The following is a 19,875-nucleotide window of genomic DNA, read 5'->3' as shown; positions in this document are numbered from 1 at the left end:
GTGGGGCGTCACCGCTTCAGAGTCCACGCCGGAGCCACGAAACGGCCGCGTCGTCCCGCTTTTCCCCAAGGGCATGACCAAGGGGGTCTGGCCAGCTGCGGCCTAGAGCTGCGGAATCACCTGCGCCCAGATTGCGATCATCCCGACGAACAGCGAGATCGAGGCGAGTGCGGCGGCTTCTTCCACGAAAATCCTGAACATGGCTTGCTCCATCACCAGAACGTATGAAGAACATTGTTCTCATTTCGTTCTTGAGAGTCAAGCCGTCTAAGCTCTCTCGAAAAGTGATGGTTAACTCGCTGAATTCACACAACAAAAAAGCCCCGGCGCAAGGCCGGGGCTTTTCGACGATCGCTCGAAATGAGCGACCAGTCTCAGTAGCGACCGATCATCGGGCCGCCGAACTTGTAGTTCAGGCGGACGAGACCCATGTCGACGTCCTGACGGATGCGCTCCGAGCCGGCGAAGCCAGCGAAGGTCACGTCCTTGTCGGACAGGAAGATGTGGTTGTACTCGACGCCAACCGACCAGTTCGGCGCGAAGCCGTACTCGAGGCCGGCACCGACCGTGCCACCCCAGCGGCTGTCGCTGGACGAGGAGAGCAGCGCGCCCGCCGTGCTGGAGATCTCGTACTTGTTGCTGACCACAGCCGCACCGCCCTTGACGTAGACCAGGACGTTGTTCCAGGCGTAGCCAACCTGACCGGTGATCAGACCGAACGCATCGATCTTGGTGCGGTTGCGGGTGGCGAACAGCGCGCTGGTGTTGTCGCCCGAGAAGTCGGCCCAGTTGCCCTGGCCTTCCACGCCGAACACCCACTGGCCGGACTGCCAGCGATAGCCGATCTGGCCACCGACCGTGCCGCCCGTCGCATCGTGCGAACCTTCGCGGCCCACGCCAACGAAATCCCAGGTCGCGTGCGACGAACCGCCGCCGCCGTTGATGCCGATGTAGAAGCCGCTCCAGTCATAGACGGTCGCGATCATCGCGGGCGCCTTGGTGTAAGGCCGCGCAGCGAGGTCAGCAGCCAGCGCCGGCGCAGTCGCGCTCAGCGCGACAAGGCTCACAGCAGCAAGCAACAGATTCTTGTTCATTTGATTCCCGTTCCAGTTTCGTCGTTAGGCCCCCGGGCCGTAGGGCCGTCATATCAGCGCTCGACGGAATTGCTGTAACCCCGACGCAACAGTCGGGGCCAAAGGGCTGTGCTGCGTTAATGAATGTTTAGCAGCGCGCGCGGGAAACCCTTTGAAACAAGGGTTTTCATGAGTTCCAATGTCGACTACACGACGTATGTTGCATCTGTGCCTGGACACCTGATGCACGCACGATTGTGTGATTGGAGATTGAGATGCGCAGACAGATTGCCCTCCCCATTGTCGCCACATTTTCGCTCGCAATCGCCACATTCGCGCTCACGCTGAGTGCAAGCACCCCCGCACGCGCATTCGGCACGCATCACGCGTTCTGCCTGACCGGCCAGGAATGGCCGGGGCTGAGCAATTGCACGTTCGACAGTTACGCACAGTGTCAGGCAAGCTCGTCGGGCCGCGCGCTGACCTGCATCGCGAATCCGTATTTCACTGGCCAGAGCGACGATCCCTACGCCTATCAGAATCGTCCGCGCGCCCAGACACCGGGCTATTCACCCGGCTACTACCCACCGCGCTGAGATGCGCCGCGCCCGCTTCGCGCTCGTCGCCACCGGCCTGCTCGTCTCGGGCGTGCCGGCGCACGCGCAGACCTACGATCCCAGCTATCCCGTCTGCATGCAGATCTACGGCCCCGTCGGCTATTTCGACTGCCGCTACACTTCGCTCGAACAGTGTAAATTTCTCGCCGTCGGTCGCTCCGCGAGCTGTACCGTGAATCCGTACTTTCCGCAGAAGAGGTCAAAGGCTCCCCGACGGCTGAAGCAGGCGGACTAGGCGTGCTCCTATGCCGGGACTCGCCAACTTTGGCGCCCTTGCGAGCTTAACGCACTTGCGAGCTTTTCCATCGCGCCGACATTGCCCGCTTACCCCCTCGTCGCGTATTCGGAAGTTACTTTCCGAGCGAGGTCTTGCACGACAGCCAAGAACGCGGCCGACGCCATCGGCCGATACGGCTCCAAGGCCTGGTCCGAGGGCGGTAACGTCAGCAGCAGGTCCGCATCGCCATGACAATCTTGATAATCTTGCAGCCAGAGCGCTGTCACATGGACCGCCGGCACGGTGAGCAGGAAAGCCTCGAAGCGTCCTTCCCGAACTTCAGGAAGCTTCTCGGCACGACGGATCGCCTCCGACGTCGCCGCCACAAACGGCCCTTCGTTCAGGTCACCCAGTTCATACGTCGTCTCATACATCGTCGCTGCCGACTTCACGATTGTCGCAGCAGCGATCGGCTCCTGTTCCTCCCCTCCCCCATCATCAGCGGCGGTGCGCCGCTTCGCTTCAATCACAAGAAATCTCCAATTGCCTAGCTTCGCAGCCGCTCTGAGTTTGTCTGCGCGACGGATCTTGCCAAAAGCCAGATAGGCAATGCGATGCGGCAGGGAAATGAAGACCGCGTCACGGTTGGCAGTGGAAAGCCTTGATCGCGGGAATTTCGGGTTGCCCACCCGGCTGGCCACCGCTCGCTTCACAGCTACGACCGCAGCCGCCGGAGGATCGCTGGGATGAATTGCCATCTTTTCTCTCCTTTCGCGGTGGCAAGGTTCTAGACCGGGGGCTTGGTGAAGTAAGTGTCCGTCCAGACACCTTTGGCGTCCTGATAGTTTGAGCAAAATCGATTAAACTGGATCTCTGGTGTTAGGCCGAAAAGGGGATCCTCAATGACCAGGCTGTCGGTATCCTCCAGATATCCGACGATCGCGACGAAGTGCGCCGGTCCCTCCTCATCTTCGTCTCCCGACCAGACCGTGCGAACACAAATGGGTCGCCCTGCACTGATCTCCTGCTGCACCTCCATTCGTGTCGCTCGTTGGTCGAGGGCCAACACGGCGAGGCAGCGGACTCGGTTGAGCGGTGATCCGAGAGAATGCGTCACATCGAATTCCAGACCCGGCGTGCCGCAAGGGAAATCACAGCAATCATGCCGGTTCAATTCGAGGTTGGCGATGCGGCACTGCGTGAAAGTACTGGTCTCGTCGTAATAGCCCGAGATGCTGGAAGCGACGGCTGCCCAGCACCAATTGATGTGACACTGATGTTGCATCGTGAAATCTGGCGCTAACTGAATCCGTGTCCTTTCGATGACGGAAATTTCTTCCATACCCATTGCAATACCTCGTGGTTGAGATCGATTGGTCCAACTTCAATTCCTTGTGGCCGTGCGGAGCGCATCCTTGCAAAATCCAAGGATGCGATCTCGGTTGCGGCATTAGGCACTATTCAAATGCTCTTGTTTTGCCGCCTCGGACACCGCATGGAAGGTGCCGCATAGCTGGAGGTACGGAAACACGGCTTCAGCAATGGCCTTCCCGGCAGCCGTGTCACTCGGGTAGTGGACGCCAGCGATCTCGCGATTCTTCCCGATCCGCGCGGCCAGCGCCCTCAGTGCACTCTTGGCACCGGGGATAATCTCTCCCAGCGCCAGTGCCATCAGGTGACTCTCCAGCGAATGTCCGCTCGGATAGGAGGCGTGCCAGGGCGACGCGACCATTGGGAAAAGCGCCGGACACACCTGTTGCGGCCGCCCGCGATTGAACCTGAGCTTGTAGTAGACGGCGACCATCAGCCCAACATGATCGGCCATCTCCAGAATCTTGATCGTATTTGGATGCGCCGACGGCGAAAGCATGAGGACCTGCGCAAAATAGCCGACAAGCCTCACGTCCTGATCGACGATCTCATCTGCCAACCTCTTGCGACGATCCATCGACGCCCCAAGGAGTTCATCGATCTCCCCGAAAATGACATCGTGATCCGTTGGCGGGCCGGCGACAGTGATGGTTTGCCAATCGGTCCTGGCAAATTCGAGCAATGCGATCTGGGCAAAAAAGTCAGGGCGCCAGGCAGACAGCGGGAATGTCGCCCCGTAATTCAAGCTACCGGGCAGGACTCCGACGAAACTCTCGAAGATCGGGAAAGGACGCGGGGGAATTCCGCCACCAACGTAACCGCCGCTGACTGCGCCGTTTCCGCCACCGCCGCCGCCACCACCGCCACCACCGCCTCCGCCGCCTCCGCCGCCACCGCCGCCGCCGCCGCCGCCACCACCGCCTCCTGCAACACCAGGCATTGTGCTCTCCATCGAGGGGCAAATAATTTGAACCGGGCTCCTGGCCCCATCAATCCGGCAACCCAGCTGCTCCTAATCGCTCAACATACAAAGACCCCTGGGGCTCCTTGAACGGACAACGGCGCGCATAGTCCGATACCCTGAAGCCGGGCAGGATGTTCTTATGGTGCTGCGAAACCTGCCGCGCTTCCTCCAGGCGACCAACCGCGACGAGGCTTGCGGCGAGGACGCGCGCGGCGTTTCCAAAACGCGGGCTGAGGGTCAAAGACTTCTTCGACCAGCGAATGGCATCGTCAAACGTTCCGTTCAGATAATGATTTTGGCCGAGCAGGCAGAAATTGAAAAAGGCCTGTTGGCCAAGTGGTGAAAGCCGGATGGCGCGCTCCGCACGGGCGATTCCGGTTGAAGCATCGCCGATGAACCCGGGGGTCCCGCTCCCGAACACCCATGCCCACGAATTACTGGGGGATATGGCAAGAGCCCGCTCACACAGGTCCAATCCGCTGTCGTAGTCACGAAAGAACATGCTCTTGCCGTGCCCCTGTATCGCGAGCGCGAGAGCATTTTGCGGGTCTCTTTCGATGGCACAATTGGACAGTCGGATCACGTCGGCCGAATCCGCATCGAAATCCGACGACCACCCCTCCGCGATCTTGAAATTGTGCCACTTCGCAGCGAACGCGTACGGCGCCGCGTATTCGGGGTCTTCCTCGCTGGCTTTCTCGAGCAGCCCTTTGGCGCGCGAGAAGCTCGCGAAATCGAATTTGTAGAGCAGCTCAAGCGCCCGCAGGAGATAGTCATACGCATTGAGGCTCTTCGGCGGCTTTCGCAGCGCCCGCTTGATCTCTGCGCGACGCACATAGGCGGCGATCTTCTCAACGACACCAATGGCGATCTCGTCCTGGACTTCGAAAACGTCCGCAAGGTCCGTGTCGTATTTCTCGGCCCACACCACGGAGCCAGTCGCAACATCGACCAACTCGACCGAAAACCGGAATCGCTTGCCCGATCGACGAACGTGACCGCTGACGTAATAGCGAACGCCAAGCTTCTCGCCGATTTCGACGGGATCGATCTCGCGCTGACGAAACGGCATCGTCGACCCGCGAGACACCACCAGGAGCTCCTGAATATTACTCAGGCTGACAATGATGTCTTCGACGAAGCCTTCGGCAAAATAGCTGTCGTCGACCTCCGAAGAGCTGTTCGCAAACGGAAGAACGGCGATCGAGGGCAGTTTGGTTCGTCTCGAGGATTTGGTGGAAGCGCCGATCACCGTGCGGCGGTCCACTCCCGGCGAGAGCAGGAGAAAGGCATGAACCGGCCGCGACAGGTTCTTGAGATGAAGCTCACCCAGGTCGTCAAACTTGAATTCGCTCAGATCGGCGACTACTCGCAAAAGGGCCGACGACACCACAACGCCGCCCGCGGGAGCGACAGACTGCAAGCGTGCTGCGATATTGACGCCATGGCCGTAGACATCGTTCAGATCAAAGATGACAGGCTCCCAATGGACGCCGATGCGAAAGGCTATGCGGCGCTCGGGAGGTTGCAAGGTTTCAAGCCCGGTGACTTCACGCTGCAACTCGGAGGCACAGCGAAGGGCATCGAGCGGGCTCTCGAACACCGCGACGAAGCCGTCGCCGGTGTTCTTCACGATCTCGCCTCGTCGACCGATCAAGGCAGGATCGATGACGCTCACGCGAAGAGCCCGATAGCGACTATGCGTCTCGACCTCAGCAGCTTCCATAAGTCTGGTATAGCTGACGACGTCCGCCACGAGGACGGCGCGGAAAGGTCTTTCGAATTCGAGGATCGTTCCTACTTGGGAATTAAAGTCCTGTTCGGCAGCACCAACCAACCTCGCACCACTGTCGTTGGCGGTGTTCGGCGACGACGGGGGGACGCTCGTAGGCTCCGACTTCATTGATCCCTCAGCGGCGAATAAAGCCTCTTGCCGAGCAGAGTCTCGTCGTTGAACCAATCTGCAACACGCTAAACGCAATTCGGTTGAGGCGCTACCAAAATCACCCGAATGGCTCGGAGCGGCAACGCCACAACAAGTCGCGGCGGAGAGTAAAAGGGGTTCTTCGGATTACCTCCTCTTGGCGATGAGCGGCTCGCACTGGAATAAGGCACCCGATCAATGCACTCTACCTTTCGAATTCCTTTTGAATTCCTTATGAATTCCTTTTTGAATTTCGACAGCATTCGCGAATTCTCACTTGCGCCGGGCCCCGAAGTGGAAGCCCTCGCGCCGGGCGCGATGGCAAAAGGTCGCGCCGACCGCCTCAACCGCTAATACACTTTGCTACAGCCATGCAACTGTTTTGCCCTCAGGCGCGTCGCCCCCGTCTGTAGAGAGGATAGCGAAGGTCGCGGGAAGGCCGAAGCGCACCGATGAGGCCACAGGCTCATGCGCGACGCGTCCGGATGGCGCCACACTTAAATCGGGACGCTGATATGCGGCATGCCTTGCATCGCGCCTCCGATGTTGACGCGGGCTGGCGCGGGTTTAAGTACGACGACAAATCTTGCAGGGGTGGCGACGTTCGCTGGGCTCGTTCCCGTTGCGGCCACCAATGCAGGACACATGACGACCTCGCCTCACGCGACCTCGCCCCGCGCCTCAGCGCCCCCTCACCTCGCCATCGTCCTGTTCTCGCTCGCGATGGGTGGCTTTGCGATCGGAACCACCGAATTCGCATCGATGAGCTTGCTGCCGTTCTTCGCTGCCGACCTCGGGATCGACGAGCCGACCGCGGGGCACGCGATCAGTGCCTACGCGCTCGGCGTGGTGCCGGGCGCGCCGCTGATCGCCGTGCTTGGCGCGCGGTTCGCCCGGCGCACCCAGTTGCTGGCCCTGATGGCGGTGTTCGCGCTCGGCAACGCGCTCACCGTGCTCGCGCCAGGCTTCGGCTGGATGATCGCGGCTCGATTTCTGTCGGGATTGCCGCATGGCGCCTATTTCGGCATCGCCGCGCTGGTCGCGGCCTCGCTCGTTCCGCAACACCGCCGTTCGCAGGCGATCGGCCAGGTGATGCTCGGCCTGACCTCTGCCACGATCATCGGCGTGCCCTTGGCCAATCTGATCGGCCAGGCGATGGGCTGGCGCGCGAGCTTCGGCCTCGTGTCGGTGCTGGCGTTGATCACGGTCCTGCTGTGCGCGCTGTTCGCGCCGCGCGATGCGGCCGGCCGGTCCGATCCGCTGCGCGAGCTCGGTGCGCTCCGAAACGGCCGCATCTGGATCACGCTGGCGATCGGCGCCATCGGCTTTGGCGGCATGTTCGCCGTCTATACATATCTCGCGACGACGCTGATCGAGGTCACCAAGGTCAGCACCGCGGTCATCCCGTTCTTCCTCGCCGTGTTCGGCATCGGCGCAACGCTCGGCAATCTGTTCGTGCCGCGCTTTGCCGACCACGCCTTGATGCCGACGGCGGGCGTCATCCTGCTGTTTGCTGCAGTCGCGCTCCTGGTGTTTCCGCTCGCCGCGGGCAATCCCTGGCTGCTCGCGGCCGACGTCTTCGCGATCGGCGCCAGCGTCTCGCTCGGCGCCGTCCTGCAGACGCGGCTGATGGACGTCGCGGGAGACGCACAAGCGCTCGCTGCTGCGCTCAATCATTCGGCGTTCAACACCGCCAATGCGCTCGGCCCGTTCCTGGGCGGCCTTGCCATTCGCGAGGGGCTGGGCTGGACCTCCACCGGTCCCGTCGGAGCCGCGCTCGCGCTTCTTGGCTTCCTGATCTGGATCGTCGCCGCGCGCGAGGCCCGAGCCGCGCCGGTCGAGGACGCCTCGAGCGACGCTGCCTTGCTGAAGGACGCTCCCGCGCGGCCGGCGCCACCGCTGGCGCCGGATGACCGAAGCCGTTCGGATGCCGTCAGGGATCCGGTGGCTTAGCGGCAGCTCAGCTTTGCCAGGGCGTGTTGCGGATGCGCGTACACACGTTCGGCTTGTGGAAGCTGGGATCGTGATCCTGGATATAGTCGAAATTGACGGTCCCGAATGTCGTCTGCGGCTTCTTCAGCGCTGAGCAGGTCTGCACCTTCAAAAACTCGTTCTTGAAATCGCCGCGCGGGAACGCAGCGATCACCTGATCGCGCTGCTCCGGCGTGTACTCGTCATATCCAACGGCCCCGACGTCCACCACAACTCCTGCCCTCGTGAGGGCGATTTCCGGTCTCATATATTCCGGAATACCGGGTGTGGTGTGCAGCGCAATCGCCTCCCAGACCAGATCGGCCTGCGGCTCGGCGATGCCGCGTGCCCGGAGAAAGTCCCGCGCGGCGTCGGCACCGTCGACCTCAAATCGCTTTGTTTCGGTGTGGTAGTGATCGACCAGGCCGAGGTCGTGAAACAGCGCCGCGACATAAAGCAACTCGGAATCGAATTTCAGCTTCTGACGCAGCCCCTTCAGCGCGCCGAACACGTAGACGCGGACCGAATGGTTGAACAGCATCTCGTCTTCGTAGCTGCGCACCAGCTCGGCGGCCTCGCGCGCCAGCTTGCTGTCGGGAATTTTCACGCCGGAAATCACGCTCGTCATTTTCTAACTCCTGCCTTGCATTGACGTCGGCCGATGCCGTTCGTGGCCCGTCAGGCTGTCTTCTCGACGGCGGCCTGCGGCGTCTTACGGAAGCTGATCGCCATACGATTATACGTGTTCATCAGGCCGATCGCGATGGTGAGATCGACGAGCTCGCGCTCCTCGAAGACCCCGCGCGCGGCTTCATAGGCCTGATCCGGCACGCCGGTATCCGCGACGCGGGTCACCGTTTCGGCCCATGCGAGGGCGGCGCGCTCGCGCGCGTCGAACAGATTGCCGGCTTCCTCCCACGCCTGCAGCAGAGCGAGCTTTTCGATCTTCACCCCGCTCTTGAGCAGATCGCGCATATGCATGTCGAGGCAGTAGGCGCAGTTGTTGATCTGGGATACGCGCAGATAGACGAGGTTGATCAACCCCGCAGGAAGATTGCTCTGCATGATGTAGCCGTACACGCCGCCCAGCGCTTTCACACCCGCCGGCGCGATACGGTCGTAGTCGAGACGCCTGGTCATTTTTCTGCTCCTTGATGATCGATGCCCGGCCCTTGTCTCCGCCCTAAATGGCCCTGCCCTGGTCCACAAAAAAGCACCAAGAATGCACGAAAATCGTGTACCAAGGGGCATGACCAAACCGCTCCGGCTGGAACTGGATCGATCTGCGAAGACGCCGCTGGCCGAGCAGATCCATGGGGGCATCAGGGCCGCCATCGCGAACGGCGTGCTCGCACCCGGAGCGCGTCTGCCCTCCTGGCAGGACCTGGCAGCCCAGCTTGGCGTCGCGCGGGGCACCGTGCGCGCGGCCTATGAAAAGCTGTCCTCTGCCCAGCTGATCGTCGCGTCACGCGCGACTGGCACGCATGTCGCGGATCGGCCGTCCTTTCCCGTTCGCAAGGACAAGGCCCCGGCCCCCGGTTCGTTCATGGAGATGTACCAGGAGCTCACGGCGGGCCCGGCAATCTTCCAGATGGGCGTGCCTGCGCAAGAGACCTTTCCTGCGACGCTGCTCGCAAGGATGCGCGCGCAGGCGGTTCGCGCCGAAATGAGCGCGCCGGCGATCTATCCGGATCCGCGCGGCGAGCTCGACTTGCGACGCGAGATCGCAGCCTACCTTGCGCTGGCGCGCGGGATCGCGTGCGCGCCGTCGCAGATCATCATCACCAGCGGTTTCAGCGGCGGCCTCGGATTGGCGCTCCGTGTCCTCGGCCTCGAGTCAAAGACGAAGGTCTGGATGGAGAATCCGGGCTTTCCCTTCACGCGGCACGGTCTCGCGCTTGCAAGACTGTCGATCGCGCCGATCCCGGTCGACGCTGACGGCATCGATGTTGAATATGGCCTGAAACATGCTCCCGACGCGGCGCTGGTTGTCGTGACGCCCGGACAGCAGGCGCCACTCGGATCCACATTGTCGCTGGCGAGGCGTTCGCGCCTGCTCGACTGGGCCACCCGACGCAAGGCGTGGGTGATCGAGGATGACTATCTCAGCGAGCTTCAGCTCAAGGGCCGGGCCACGCCGGCGCTCGCCTCGCTCGATCGCGCGGGCCGCGTCATCCACATCGGCTCTTTCAGCAAGACCGTGACCCCTGCCTTGCGGCTCGGCTTTGTCGTTGCACCGGCCGCTCTGGCGTCGCGATTTGCCGAGGCCGCGGCTTGCCTCGCGCCGGCGCCCGGGCCCGCAGTGCAGCTCGCGACCGCCGATTTCATGCGCGATGGCCATTATCTGCGGCATCTCCGACGCACGAAGCGGGTCTACGCCGCGCAAGGCGATGCATTGCTGAAACAGCTTCGGACACGCACCGCCAACGTTGCGCTTGCCGGATTGGCAGCGGTCCTGCGGCCGCCGGATGGAGCGACCGATCTCGCCATCGCCAGGGAAGCGGCATCGTTCGGACTGGCGCCGACCCCGCTGTCGCTGTGGTATGCGTCAACGGCTTCGGCGCGCCCCGGTCTGTTGCTGGGTATCGCCACATCTCCGCAAAAGCGGATCGAGGCTTCCTGCGACAGGCTCTTCGAAATCATCGATCGTCTGACGTGACGAACGCTGTATTTCGAGACAGCACGATGTGCCGCCCGGCGCAATAAGCGCGGGCCGGCATGCCACCGAAAGTTGTAGGCGCGCCGATCATCTTGTAACGTCGGCGCCTATCATCACCGTGCGTGGCCCAGTCGTTACATGCTTGCCCGTATTTTGTTTCTCGCGGCCGTGCTGCTTCCATGCGCACTGCATGCTGAGGAAACGCCTGCCGAGAATCCCGGATTTGCGCGCAGGCTGACGATCTATCTTGCCAAGGGGGCACCGGACGCGTGCGGGCCCGGCTGCGACCGCTGGATCGCCATCGAGGGCGAGATCGATGGAGACGCGAGCCAGCGCATTCGCCGCTTCCTGGCCGGCGTCAAGGACACCCAGCGTCCGATCTAACTGCATTCGCCCGGCGGGAACGTGGAGTCCTACGTCATCGGCCGGCTGCTGCGCAGTCGCAAGGCGGTCGCGCGGGTCGGCCGGACGATCGCGACGGCGTGCGCCGCCGGCACACAGGTGGACGCCGCATGCCTGAAGACCAAGGCCGCCGGCGGCGAGGTCGAGGCGGAGCTCACGACCTACCATGCGATGTGCAACTCGGCCTGCGGTTACCTGTTTCTCGGCGCGACATCACGCGAGGTCGCTCCCGACGCCGCCCTGGCGGTCCATAACTCCAGGCTGGTCCTCGTCTTTCACGGGCATCCGGCGCCGCAGGCGGTCGCGGAATACAGGCAGCGCCGGATCGCGAACGCCGACCGCGACCGCGCTGCGTTCATCGCGGCGATGGGGATCAGCCGCGAGCTCGACGGTCTCATCCGTATCGTGAAGTTCGAAAACCTGCATATGCTGACGCGAGCCGAGCTCTATCGTTTCGGAATCGACACGCGACCGTTTGCCGAAGGGATGTGGAGGTTGGAGAAGGCAACGCGGCCGTTCATCAGCAAGATCGCGGTGATGAAGAAGGAAAGCGTCTCTTCGTTCCGGATGATGGAGTGGCGTATGTTTTGCGAAACCAGGAATCGCGTGCAGCTGATGTTCGCGGGCGAGATCGACGAGACGAGCGCCGGCAAAAGCACGATCATGATGACGGCGGATGCCGACAAGGACCAGGAAGCCGGAGGGTTTCCGGTCCGAGCCGCGAAGTACGAGATGTGGAGCGGCAGCATCGACCCTGACATGGTCAAGGCGATCATGGCGTCCCGCTCCCTCCATATCCGGCGGACCACGCCCATGCCGGACGAAAAGGTGGACGTCGCGAAATTCGACATCGACCTGACGGGCCTGGCGTCGATGCGGACTCAGCTTGCGGCGGCGTGCGCGTCGGTCGCGGCCAAGCCGAAAGGTCCATGGCCGGCAAGCCCTTGGCCAGCAACTCCGCTGCCGAACGTCACCGCGCCGCCTTCGACCGTGCCGTCGCCGTAAGCGCAGGAGCGCCCGATCCTTGTTGGGCGCGCACCGGCGACCTCCTGCCGTTCATCCCTCCGGCACCCCGGCCATGCGCATGCCCTCATACACACGCTCGCGTCCGGCGAGATAAGCCGGATGGTCGTTCGTCACGCGGGCCCGGTAGCGGCGGAGAGTGAAGGTCGGATTGAGCACAAGACCCGCCTGCGCGGCGGCCCGCGCCTCGTCCGGTGAGCCGAGCAGCGACAGTGCCGCGGCGAGATAGTAATGCGGGAGGGGATGATTTCGGTTGGCCTCGATGCTCCGGCGCAGCCAGGCAACCGCTTCCACATCGGCGCCGAGAAACAATTTGGCGAGACCGACAAACATGAACCACCGGTAGGCGTAGGAATCGCGAGGAGAGAGGCGAAGCGCCTCGCGGATATGGGCCTCGGTCTCGCTACTGCGACCGAGAAAAAACTTGGCGAGACCGATGAAGGGATGAGCGTCGGCCAAATTGTGATCCAGTGCCAACGCCCGCTCGCATTCAGCGATGGCTCGGGCCGGGTTGCTAAATGATTGGACCAGACCCAGGACGCTACGGGCCCGAGCATGGTTTGGCGCAAGGGACAGAGCCCTGGTTGAGGCTGCCTCGGCCGCCGCCAAGTGCGCTTTCCAGTCGTCGGTGACAAGATTGGCCCCAAGCGCCGCTTCAACCCGCGCCGAGCCGACCAGCGCCTCGATATTGTCGGGATCGAGTGCCAAGGCGCGGTCGAAAAAGGCCTGCGCTTGCGTCATGTATTGCGGGGTCGTCCCATTGTTCTCGTAAGCCCAGCCCTGGAAATACAGGTCCATTGCATCGGGATGGGTTGAACGTTCCGCTCGCCGCGCTTCAACCTGAATGAGCTGGGCATTTAGCGTGTTTGCGAGCCGCGATACGATCTCGTCCTGCATGTCGAACAGGTCGGCGACGGGTTTCTCGAACCTCTCGGCCCATAGGTGATTGCCGGTTTCGGCATCGATCAGCTGAACATTCACCCGAAGCCGATTGCCGCCTCGTTGCACGGAACCTTCGAGCACATAGCGGACGTTCAACTCGCGTCCGACTTGCTTTACATCGACGGCTTTGCCTTTGAAGGTGAAAGCGGTGTTACGCGCGATCACGAATGAGCCAGTCGTCCGTTAAGAATCCGAATTGAGCGGGATGGGACATGTGAACGTGCGCCATATCCGGATCAGGAACAGGTCCAAGAAATCTCTCAGCCAGGCGAGGATGCGGCGGAAGTTGTGGCCTACGGCGGAGAGGACGACGTTGGCGGCGTCTCCTGCGCGGCCTTTGAGGTAGCAGCGCCCGAGGTGACCTTCGGCCTTCAGGTGTCCGATGATGGGCTCGATGGCGGATCGGCGGCGCAACTCGCGCTTGATGATCCCGAAGACGCCGCGCTTCTGGCCGGAGATGAAGACGCGACGTGGATTTTGAGCGTCGTGGCCGCGATACCCCTTGTCGACATAGGCCCGCTCGATCGGACAGCCGGTGAGTGCCTCGGTGCGGTCGATGACGTCGCGCAGGGTGTGACCGTCATACGGATTATCGGGCAGCGCCCTGACGTGTAGCACGAACAGACCGCCGGGAGCTCGGCGGTTGTTGGTGACGATGGAAGCCTTGACGCCGAACTCGTACGGCGCGGAGGCCTTGCCCTTGCCGATGCACTCCACCTCCGGGGCATGGAAAGAATAAAGCTTCCAGCCGCGTTGGCGCTGCTGCTGCGAGCGGATCTGGCTGGCCCGGCCAAGCGGAAGGGCGAACGCCTCCTCCAGGGCTGGCTGGCCGTCGATCTTGCGGCGGATATCGCGGATGATCCGGCCGAGCCTTGAGCGCAGGATACGCAACTGCCGCTGATGCCGCCTGAATTGTTTGGCATGGGCGTAGCGGCCCGCCATCATCGCGGCGGCCTTGGCGATCCGAGAATAGGACTGCCGCAGCCTGACGCCGTGCCTTCTCGCCAGGCGATTGAGCCCCTTGATGGCCGCATGCAGCAGCTTGGCGTCGGTCGGAAAGGTGATGGCCTTTGGCTGCACCGTGGTATCGACCGTGACCCGCTTGAGGTCCTGGCCGCGTAACGCGCCGGCCTCGTGCGCCACCCGCAGGCTCTCGGCCAGCAGCAGTTCCAGCTTGTCGCCGAGCCGCTTGCGCCAATGGCTCAGGTCCGATCGCTCGTGCGGGAAGGCGTGCTGGAAGAACTCTTCGCCGGTGAAGTACTGGAAATACGGGTCGTGGACCCAGCGCTCGCAAATCCCCTCATCGGACAGCCCGTAAATCTGCTTGAGCAACAGCAGCCCGATCATGAAGCGGGTCTCGATCCCCGGCCGGCCGTTCTCGCTGTAGAGCGGCGCGATCTCGCCGTCGATCCAGTCCCAATCGATCTTGCCGGCCAACAGAACCAGCTCGTGCTTCAGATTGATGATCTGGTCCAGCCGCGCCCGGAACAGGTCGTTCGATCCCGTCGTCTTGTGCTTCTTCGGTCGCATCGTCCCCTCCGATGCAACACAGAATCATGGTCCGCTGCGAAAGGGAATCTGGAGGGTTCTGTGAGGTCGCGCTCACGCGAGGGCGCGGCAGGCGCTTATGACGCGACCTCATTGAAGCCGGATTGAACGAAGGCGCGGGAGGCTATTCGCGGTTTTGCAGCTATGGGGATTGTTCGAGATCGCCATGCCCGATCTGCTGGCTCGGCGCGTGAGGCAGAGACACAGGAGTGCGCATCCTGGAAGAGTTGAGATCAGACGCGCTTCGCCTGAGATCGCGATAGGCCTTTTGCTGCATCGGACGGTTGTTGTCGCGCAGTGTGACAGCACGGATTCGACATCGTCCGCGATGATCGAGACGCTGGGAGCGAAATGACGAATGATGATCGTCGTGCACGACATGACTTGGCTCACGATGTGTCGCATCGGAACGGTGATGTTCGAGGGCTGGGGCGTCTGAAGCTATGTCGAAAGCGCTCAATGATGCGCATGACGCCACCACAATCGGGACAGGCAGGAACCTCGGCCCAGGTTTGAGCCTCCGAATCCACAGGCGACGGCTGGCCATCGTTTGGGGCTGTTCGCTCATGATCGAGAAGTTCGCGGCAAAGGGCGAGCTTGGCAGCGCGATGGCGGTTGGCCATGAAGCCGAAGTGGCGGATGCGGTGGAAGCCGTCAGGCGGCGTATGAAGCAGGAAACGGCGAATGAACTCATCGGGCTTGAGATTCATGATCTTTGTCGCGCTGTTTTGGCGATAGTCCTTCCATGAGAAGGCGACATGATCGTCGTCGAGTGCGACGAGCCGGCTGTTGGCGATCGCGACGCGATGGGTGTAGCGGCCGAGATAGGCCAGGACCTGTGCGGGTCCGCCGAAGGGCCGCTTGGCGTAAGCAACCCAGTTGATGCGTCGCATGGCGTCGAGGTGGGCCGCAAAGGCAGCCGGCTCGGCCAGAGCTCCGAGATCGCCGAAGAAACGCAAGGCACCGGAGTTGAAGGCTGCCGACAGACGTTTGAGAAAAAGTGTGCGAAATAGTCTGGACAACGGTTTGACGGCCAGGAAGAAGTTCGGTCGGCAAGCGGTCCAGCGCGCGCCATCGGGCGAGAGGCCGCCACCCGGAACGACGCAATGGACGTGGGGATGATGCATCAGCGTCTGTCCCCAGGTGTGGAGGACGGCGACGCCGCCGATCGCACCGCCGAGCCGGCGTGGATTGGCGGCGAGCGTCGTCATCGCTGCGGATTCCGATTTATTCCGGCCGGGTATTCCGACTTGAAGCCGGCCATCGTTCCGATTTGAAGCCGGCCACGATTCCGAAATGAAACCGGCCGGCATTCCGATTTGAAGCCGGCCGGGTTTTGGAAGTCGGCGTTTTCGTTTGGGTCAGTCCTTCAGGCATCAAGTCCCTCGTTGATCCACGAGGGGAAGCGGATGCCGGCCAAGAGAGAACTGACCATGCGACAGATACGACAGATGCTGCGGCTTGCCCGTGATGGGGTGAGCGCCCGGGAGATCGGGCGCACGCTCGGGGTGGCGCGCAGCACGATCCAGGACAATCTCAAGCGTGCCTCGACTGCCGGGCTGGCGTGGCCTTTGGCGGGCGATCTGACCGACGCCGTTCTTGAACAACGTCTGTTTGCCCATGCCGGCGTCAGGCGCGGCTTCCGCCGGCGCCGGGAGCCGGATTGGGCCTCGCTGGCCTGTGAGCTGAAGCGGCCTGGCGTCAATCTGATGGTGCTGTGGGAGGAGTACCGGGCGGTCCATCCGGAAGGTTATGGCTACAGCCGGTTCTGCGATTTATTCCGGGAATTCGAGCGGCGGCTGTCTCCGACGATGCGGCAGGACCATCCGGCCGGCGACAAGGTCTTTGTCGATTACTCCGGCAAGAAGATCATGATCGTTGATCGCGCAACCGGGGTTGTGCGCGACGCGGAGATCTTCGTCGCCGTGCTTGGCGCCTCGAATTACACCTACGCCGAGGCGACCTGGACGCAGACACTTCCGGACTGGATCGAGGCTCATGTCCGAATGTTCCGGTTCTTTGGCGGGGTGCCACGCCTCGTCGTCCCTGACAATCTGAAGTCCGGCGTGCACCGGGCGTCGTTCTACGACCCCGAAATCAATCGCAGCTACGGGATGATGGCGTCCCATTACGGCGTTGGCATCCTTCCGGCACGGCCAAGAAAGCCCCGGGATAAGGCAAAAGTGGAAGCCGGAGTGCGTTTTGCCCAGACCTATATCCTCGGGCGGCTTCGCCGGCAGACCTTCTTCTCGCTGGCTGAGGCGAATGCGGCAATCGCCGCCGCGCTGGAGCGCATCAACGCCCACGTCATGCGCCGGATCGGCGTCAGCCGCCGACAATTGTTCGAGACCGTCGAGATGCCTGTCCTGGCGCCGTTGCCGGATGCCGACTATCAGTTCGCGGAATGGCTCCTGGCCCGCGTCTCGCTCGATTATCACGTCGAGGTCGACGGCTTCTTCTACTCAGTTCCACACGGCCTGATCCGGGAGCAGGTCGACGTTCGCGCCACCACCCGGACCATCGAGTTGTTCCATCGGGGTTTGCGTGTTGCTGCTCACCAGCGCCGTTATGGCGGCCGCCGGCACGGCACTGATCCCGATCACATGCCCAGTGCGCATCGGCGTTACGCCGAGTGGACTCCCGATCGATTCCGGCGCTGGGGGCGGTCGATCGGGCCCAACACCGAGGGGCTCGTTCTCGCCATCCTGGCCAATCGGCCTCATCCCGAACAGGGATTCCGGACCTGTCTCGGCGTGCTTCGGCTGTTCAAGGATATTGATCCCGAACGCGCCGAGCTGATCGCGGCCCGCGCGGTCGCGGTCAGCGCACTGACCTACAAGAGCATCGCCTCCATCATCGCCAACAAGCTCGAACGCAGTTCTCGCGATACCGAGGACGCGATCATCGAACATCCCAATCTGCGCGGCCCCGGTTACTTCCATTGAAAGGATTATCCAGCATGCTCACCCATCCCACCCTCGACCTGCTGCATAGCCTTGGTCTCCACGGTATGGCCAAAGGCTTCAAGGACCTCGATGCCCAGTCCGAAGCGCGCAGCCTCGAACACGCCGAATGGCTGGCGTTGCTCCTGGAACACGAGAAAACGCTGCGCCAGCAAAAGCGGTTCGAAAGCAGAGCTCGAGCCGCCAAGCTGCGTCATGCCGCCTGCGTCGAGGATGTCGATTACCGCGCTATCCGCGGCCTCGACCGCACGCTCTTTCTAAAACTCGCCGCTGGCGACTGGATCCGGGCACGACATAATCTCCTTGTTACCGGGCCGTGCGGCGTCGGCAAGAGCTGGCTCGCTTGTGCCCTCGGCAACAAGGCTTGCCGAGACGACTTCTCAGTTGCCTACCATCGTGTGCCGCGTCTCTTCGCCGCTCTCGCACTCGGCCGCGCCGATGGCCGCTATACCAAGATGCTGCGGGCGATCGCACGACTTGATCTGCTGATCCTGGACGACTGGGGACCAGAACCTCTCGACGCCGACCAGCGCCGTGATTTGCTCGAAATCGTCGAGGATCGATACGAAGCCCGCTCGATTATCGTCACCAGCCAGCTGCCCGTCGATCGCTGGTACGAAATCATCGGCAACCCCACCATCGCCGACGCGATTCTCGATCGCCTCGTCCACAATGCCTACCGCATCGAACTCAAAGGAGAGAGCCTCAGGAAGCAGAAGCAACCCGCTCAAGATCAACCGGTCTCTTGACCTTCCCAGCCCTCGACGACATCATGAAATTGACCCATGCGAACGACGCCACGGGTGGCCGGCTTCAGATCGGAATACCCGGCCGGCTTCGAATTGGAATGCATGGCCGGCTTCGTCGGAATCCGCAGTCATCGCCTCGGCGGCAGCCTTGAACAGGATGGCATAGACGACGGCCTTGTTCTGGAAAGCGATCGCGGCGATCGGTGCGGGAAGTGTAAAGACGACGTGGAAATAGGGAACCGGAAGCAGGTCGGCTTGACGCGCGGCGAGCCACGCGGCTCGGGCTCTCCCCTGACACTTCGGACAGTGCCGATTGCGGCAGGAATTATAGGCAACGCGTGTCGTGCCGCAGTCGTCGCAAGCCTGCATGTGGCCGCCGAGCGCCTCGGTCCGGCACGCAACGATCGCGCTCATCACGCGCCGCTCGACCCGCCCCAGATGACCGGCATGTACACGGCGATAGGCGTCGCCATGCCGGCGCAGAATATCGGCAATCTCGATGGCGGGCCTGTTGGAGCGGATGTCGGAGCGGGTCATGACCCGCATCCCGCTGCGGGTCATCCAGGTGGCGTCACCTCCAGCGACAGGCGATCGAGCGGGCTCTGCGTCGCTCGGATCGTATCGGTGGCGACCTGCGTGTAGCGCGCTGTCGACGACAAATTATTGTGCCCGAGCAAGACCTGGATGATCCGGATATCGGTTCCGTTCTCGAGAAGATGTGTCGCGAAGCTGTGGCGCAGCGTGTGCAGCGTGACGCGCTTGGTCAGGCCCGCAGCCTTCACCGCCGACCGGCAGGCGGCATGCAGCACGGTCTGATCGATCGGATGATCTTCGTCACGACCAGGGAACAGATAAAGCCGCGGCCGGGCGAGCCGCCAGTAGGTGCGCAGGATGCCCAGCAGCTGGGGCGACAGCATCACGTTGCGATCCTTCGCGCCCTTGCCGTGGCGCACCTGGATGACGCCGCGGGCGCTGTCGATGTCTTCGATCCGCAGTCCCGCAACCTCCGAGGCCCTGAGCCCGGCCGCATAGGCGGTGGTGAGCGCGGCGCGGCTCTTCAGGCTCGATACCGCTTCAAGAAACTGAACCACTTCGTCGGCGCTGAGAACGACCGGCAGCTTGCGCGGTTCTCGCGCATAGGGAATGCGCTCTGGGATGAGCGCCTCGCCGAGCGTGACGCCGTAGAAAAACCGTAGCGCACAGACGATCTGGTTCAGCGCCGGCCATGAGATGCCGGTCGAGACCAAATGCACCTGGAAGGCGCGGACGTCTTCCAGCTCTAACCGGTCAGGCGATCGGCCAAAATAGCGGCTGAACTTCGAAACCGCGCTGATGTAGGATCTTTGCGTCGCCGGCGACAGATTGCGGACGGTCATGTCTTCGATCATGCGGCGGCGAAGAGGGCTCAAATCGGCCATCTCGATACTCCTGTCTGAGGGGGTGGGCTCCAAC

At 62.5% G+C, this 19,875-nt stretch carries 19 protein-coding genes and 2 pseudogenes; 9 read left to right on the top strand and 12 right to left on the bottom strand.

Features of this window, described 5'->3' with window-relative positions; translation table 11 throughout:
* Nucleotides 1-374: 374 nt before the first annotated feature.
* Entirely contained in the window at nucleotides 375-1,094 is a 720-nt protein-coding gene (locus HAP41_RS23205) for an outer membrane protein (RefSeq protein WP_063983028.1), read from the bottom strand.
* Nucleotides 1,095-1,348: 254 nt separating this feature from the next.
* On the opposite strand from HAP41_RS23205, the gene HAP41_RS23200 reads away from it, so the two are divergent.
* Nucleotides 1,349-1,669, top strand: coding sequence for a DUF3551 domain-containing protein (locus HAP41_RS23200; RefSeq protein WP_063986338.1), 321 nt, complete (start codon nucleotides 1,349-1,351; stop codon nucleotides 1,667-1,669).
* A gap of 1 nt (nucleotide 1,670) precedes the next feature.
* The gene (locus HAP41_RS23195; RefSeq protein WP_166096950.1) at nucleotides 1,671-1,925 is read left to right on the top strand and encodes a DUF3551 domain-containing protein; all 255 of its coding nucleotides are present in this window, start codon (nucleotides 1,671-1,673) and stop codon (nucleotides 1,923-1,925) included.
* Nucleotides 1,926-2,014: 89 nt separating this feature from the next.
* Here HAP41_RS23195 and HAP41_RS23190 read toward each other — a convergent pair whose 3' ends face one another.
* The 4 genes from HAP41_RS23190 to HAP41_RS23175 all read right to left on the bottom strand — a co-directional run bounded on the left by HAP41_RS23190 (nucleotide 2,015) and on the right by HAP41_RS23175 (nucleotide 6,145).
* A complete protein-coding gene (locus HAP41_RS23190; protein ID WP_166096951.1) occupies nucleotides 2,015-2,665 on the bottom strand; it encodes a hypothetical protein in 651 nt (216 codons plus the stop codon).
* A gap of 29 nt (nucleotides 2,666-2,694) precedes the next feature.
* On the bottom strand, nucleotides 2,695-3,255 hold the full coding sequence (locus HAP41_RS23185; RefSeq protein ID WP_166096952.1) for a papain-like cysteine protease family protein: 561 nt from the start codon (nucleotides 3,253-3,255) through the stop codon (nucleotides 2,695-2,697).
* Between the two features lie 102 nt (nucleotides 3,256-3,357).
* Nucleotides 3,358-4,218, bottom strand: a complete 861-nt coding sequence (locus HAP41_RS23180) for a phosphatase PAP2 family protein (RefSeq protein ID WP_166096953.1) — start codon at nucleotides 4,216-4,218, stop codon at nucleotides 3,358-3,360.
* Between the two features lie 49 nt (nucleotides 4,219-4,267).
* The gene (locus HAP41_RS23175) at nucleotides 4,268-6,145 is read right to left on the bottom strand and encodes an adenylate/guanylate cyclase domain-containing protein (RefSeq protein WP_135213824.1); all 1,878 of its coding nucleotides are present in this window, start codon (nucleotides 6,143-6,145) and stop codon (nucleotides 4,268-4,270) included.
* 219 nt (nucleotides 6,146-6,364) lie between these two features.
* Here HAP41_RS23175 and HAP41_RS23170 point away from each other — a divergent pair, with 219 nt between their 5' ends.
* Both HAP41_RS23170 and HAP41_RS23165 read left to right on the top strand, forming a co-directional pair.
* Nucleotides 6,365-6,520 carry a hypothetical protein gene (locus tag HAP41_RS23170; RefSeq protein WP_166096954.1) on the top strand — a complete coding sequence of 52 codons (156 nt, stop codon included), beginning with the start codon at nucleotides 6,365-6,367 and terminating at the stop codon, nucleotides 6,518-6,520.
* Between the two features lie 291 nt (nucleotides 6,521-6,811).
* The gene (locus HAP41_RS23165) at nucleotides 6,812-8,119 is read left to right on the top strand and encodes an MFS transporter (protein WP_166096955.1); all 1,308 of its coding nucleotides are present in this window, start codon (nucleotides 6,812-6,814) and stop codon (nucleotides 8,117-8,119) included.
* Between the two features lie 7 nt (nucleotides 8,120-8,126).
* On the opposite strand, the gene HAP41_RS23160 is transcribed toward HAP41_RS23165, so the two are convergent.
* Together HAP41_RS23160 and HAP41_RS23155 are read right to left on the bottom strand one after the other, a co-directional pair.
* Complete coding sequence (locus tag HAP41_RS23160; RefSeq protein ID WP_166096956.1) at nucleotides 8,127-8,765, bottom strand: HD domain-containing protein; 639 nt, start codon at nucleotides 8,763-8,765, stop codon at nucleotides 8,127-8,129.
* 50 nt (nucleotides 8,766-8,815) lie between these two features.
* Nucleotides 8,816-9,277, bottom strand: coding sequence for a carboxymuconolactone decarboxylase family protein (locus HAP41_RS23155; RefSeq protein WP_166096957.1), 462 nt, complete (start codon nucleotides 9,275-9,277; stop codon nucleotides 8,816-8,818).
* A gap of 109 nt (nucleotides 9,278-9,386) precedes the next feature.
* On the opposite strand from HAP41_RS23155, the gene pdxR reads away from it, so the two are divergent.
* The 3 genes from pdxR (at nucleotide 9,387) to HAP41_RS23140 (ending at nucleotide 12,203) form a co-directional block, all read left to right on the top strand.
* Complete coding sequence (gene pdxR, locus HAP41_RS23150; RefSeq protein WP_166096958.1) at nucleotides 9,387-10,796, top strand: MocR-like pyridoxine biosynthesis transcription factor PdxR; 1,410 nt, start codon at nucleotides 9,387-9,389, stop codon at nucleotides 10,794-10,796.
* Nucleotides 10,797-10,934: 138 nt separating this feature from the next.
* Entirely contained in the window at nucleotides 10,935-11,180 is a 246-nt protein-coding gene (locus HAP41_RS23145) for a hypothetical protein (RefSeq protein ID WP_224580767.1), read from the top strand.
* 21 nt (nucleotides 11,181-11,201) lie between these two features.
* Nucleotides 11,202-12,203, top strand: coding sequence for a hypothetical protein (locus HAP41_RS23140; protein ID WP_224580768.1), 1,002 nt, complete (start codon nucleotides 11,202-11,204; stop codon nucleotides 12,201-12,203).
* 51 nt (nucleotides 12,204-12,254) lie between these two features.
* Here the strand turns inward: HAP41_RS23140 and HAP41_RS23135 are convergent, their stop codons facing one another.
* The 3 genes and pseudogenes from HAP41_RS23135 to HAP41_RS23125 form a co-directional block, all read right to left on the bottom strand.
* Complete coding sequence (locus HAP41_RS23135) at nucleotides 12,255-13,328, bottom strand: tetratricopeptide repeat protein (protein ID WP_166096959.1); 1,074 nt, start codon at nucleotides 13,326-13,328, stop codon at nucleotides 12,255-12,257.
* 18 nt (nucleotides 13,329-13,346) lie between these two features.
* Nucleotides 13,347-14,693, bottom strand: coding sequence for an IS5 family transposase (locus tag HAP41_RS23130; protein WP_166053956.1), 1,347 nt, complete (start codon nucleotides 14,691-14,693; stop codon nucleotides 13,347-13,349).
* A gap of 407 nt (nucleotides 14,694-15,100) precedes the next feature.
* Nucleotides 15,101-15,922 (bottom strand): annotated as a pseudogene (locus HAP41_RS23125) (IS91 family transposase); the annotation flags it as partial.
* A gap of 222 nt (nucleotides 15,923-16,144) precedes the next feature.
* On the opposite strand from HAP41_RS23125, the gene istA reads away from it, so the two are divergent.
* Both istA and istB read left to right on the top strand, forming a co-directional pair.
* Complete coding sequence (gene istA, locus HAP41_RS23120; RefSeq protein WP_166105319.1) at nucleotides 16,145-17,656, top strand: IS21 family transposase; 1,512 nt, start codon at nucleotides 16,145-16,147, stop codon at nucleotides 17,654-17,656.
* 14 nt (nucleotides 17,657-17,670) lie between these two features.
* Nucleotides 17,671-18,423: an IS21-like element helper ATPase IstB gene (gene istB / locus HAP41_RS23115; RefSeq protein WP_166057122.1), complete on the top strand. Its 753-nt coding sequence runs from the start codon at nucleotides 17,671-17,673 to the stop codon at nucleotides 18,421-18,423.
* A gap of 102 nt (nucleotides 18,424-18,525) precedes the next feature.
* Here the strand turns inward: istB and HAP41_RS23110 are convergent.
* Together HAP41_RS23110 and HAP41_RS23105 are read right to left on the bottom strand one after the other, a co-directional pair.
* Nucleotides 18,526-18,960 (bottom strand): annotated as a pseudogene (locus tag HAP41_RS23110) (IS91 family transposase); the annotation flags it as partial.
* A 20-nt stretch (nucleotides 18,961-18,980) separates the two neighbouring features.
* Nucleotides 18,981-19,841 (bottom strand): tyrosine-type recombinase/integrase, encoded by an 861-nt coding sequence (locus tag HAP41_RS23105; RefSeq protein ID WP_029085027.1) that lies wholly within the window; start codon nucleotides 19,839-19,841, stop codon nucleotides 18,981-18,983.
* Between the last annotated feature and the right edge of the window lie 34 nt (nucleotides 19,842-19,875).

The sequence above is a fragment of the Bradyrhizobium barranii subsp. apii genome (genome assembly GCF_011516635.5).
GTDB classification, from domain to species: domain Bacteria; phylum Pseudomonadota; class Alphaproteobacteria; order Rhizobiales; family Xanthobacteraceae; genus Bradyrhizobium; species Bradyrhizobium barranii.
The sequence above is the reverse complement of the archived record's forward strand: the minus strand, read 5'-3'. Positions and strand labels throughout refer to the sequence as shown.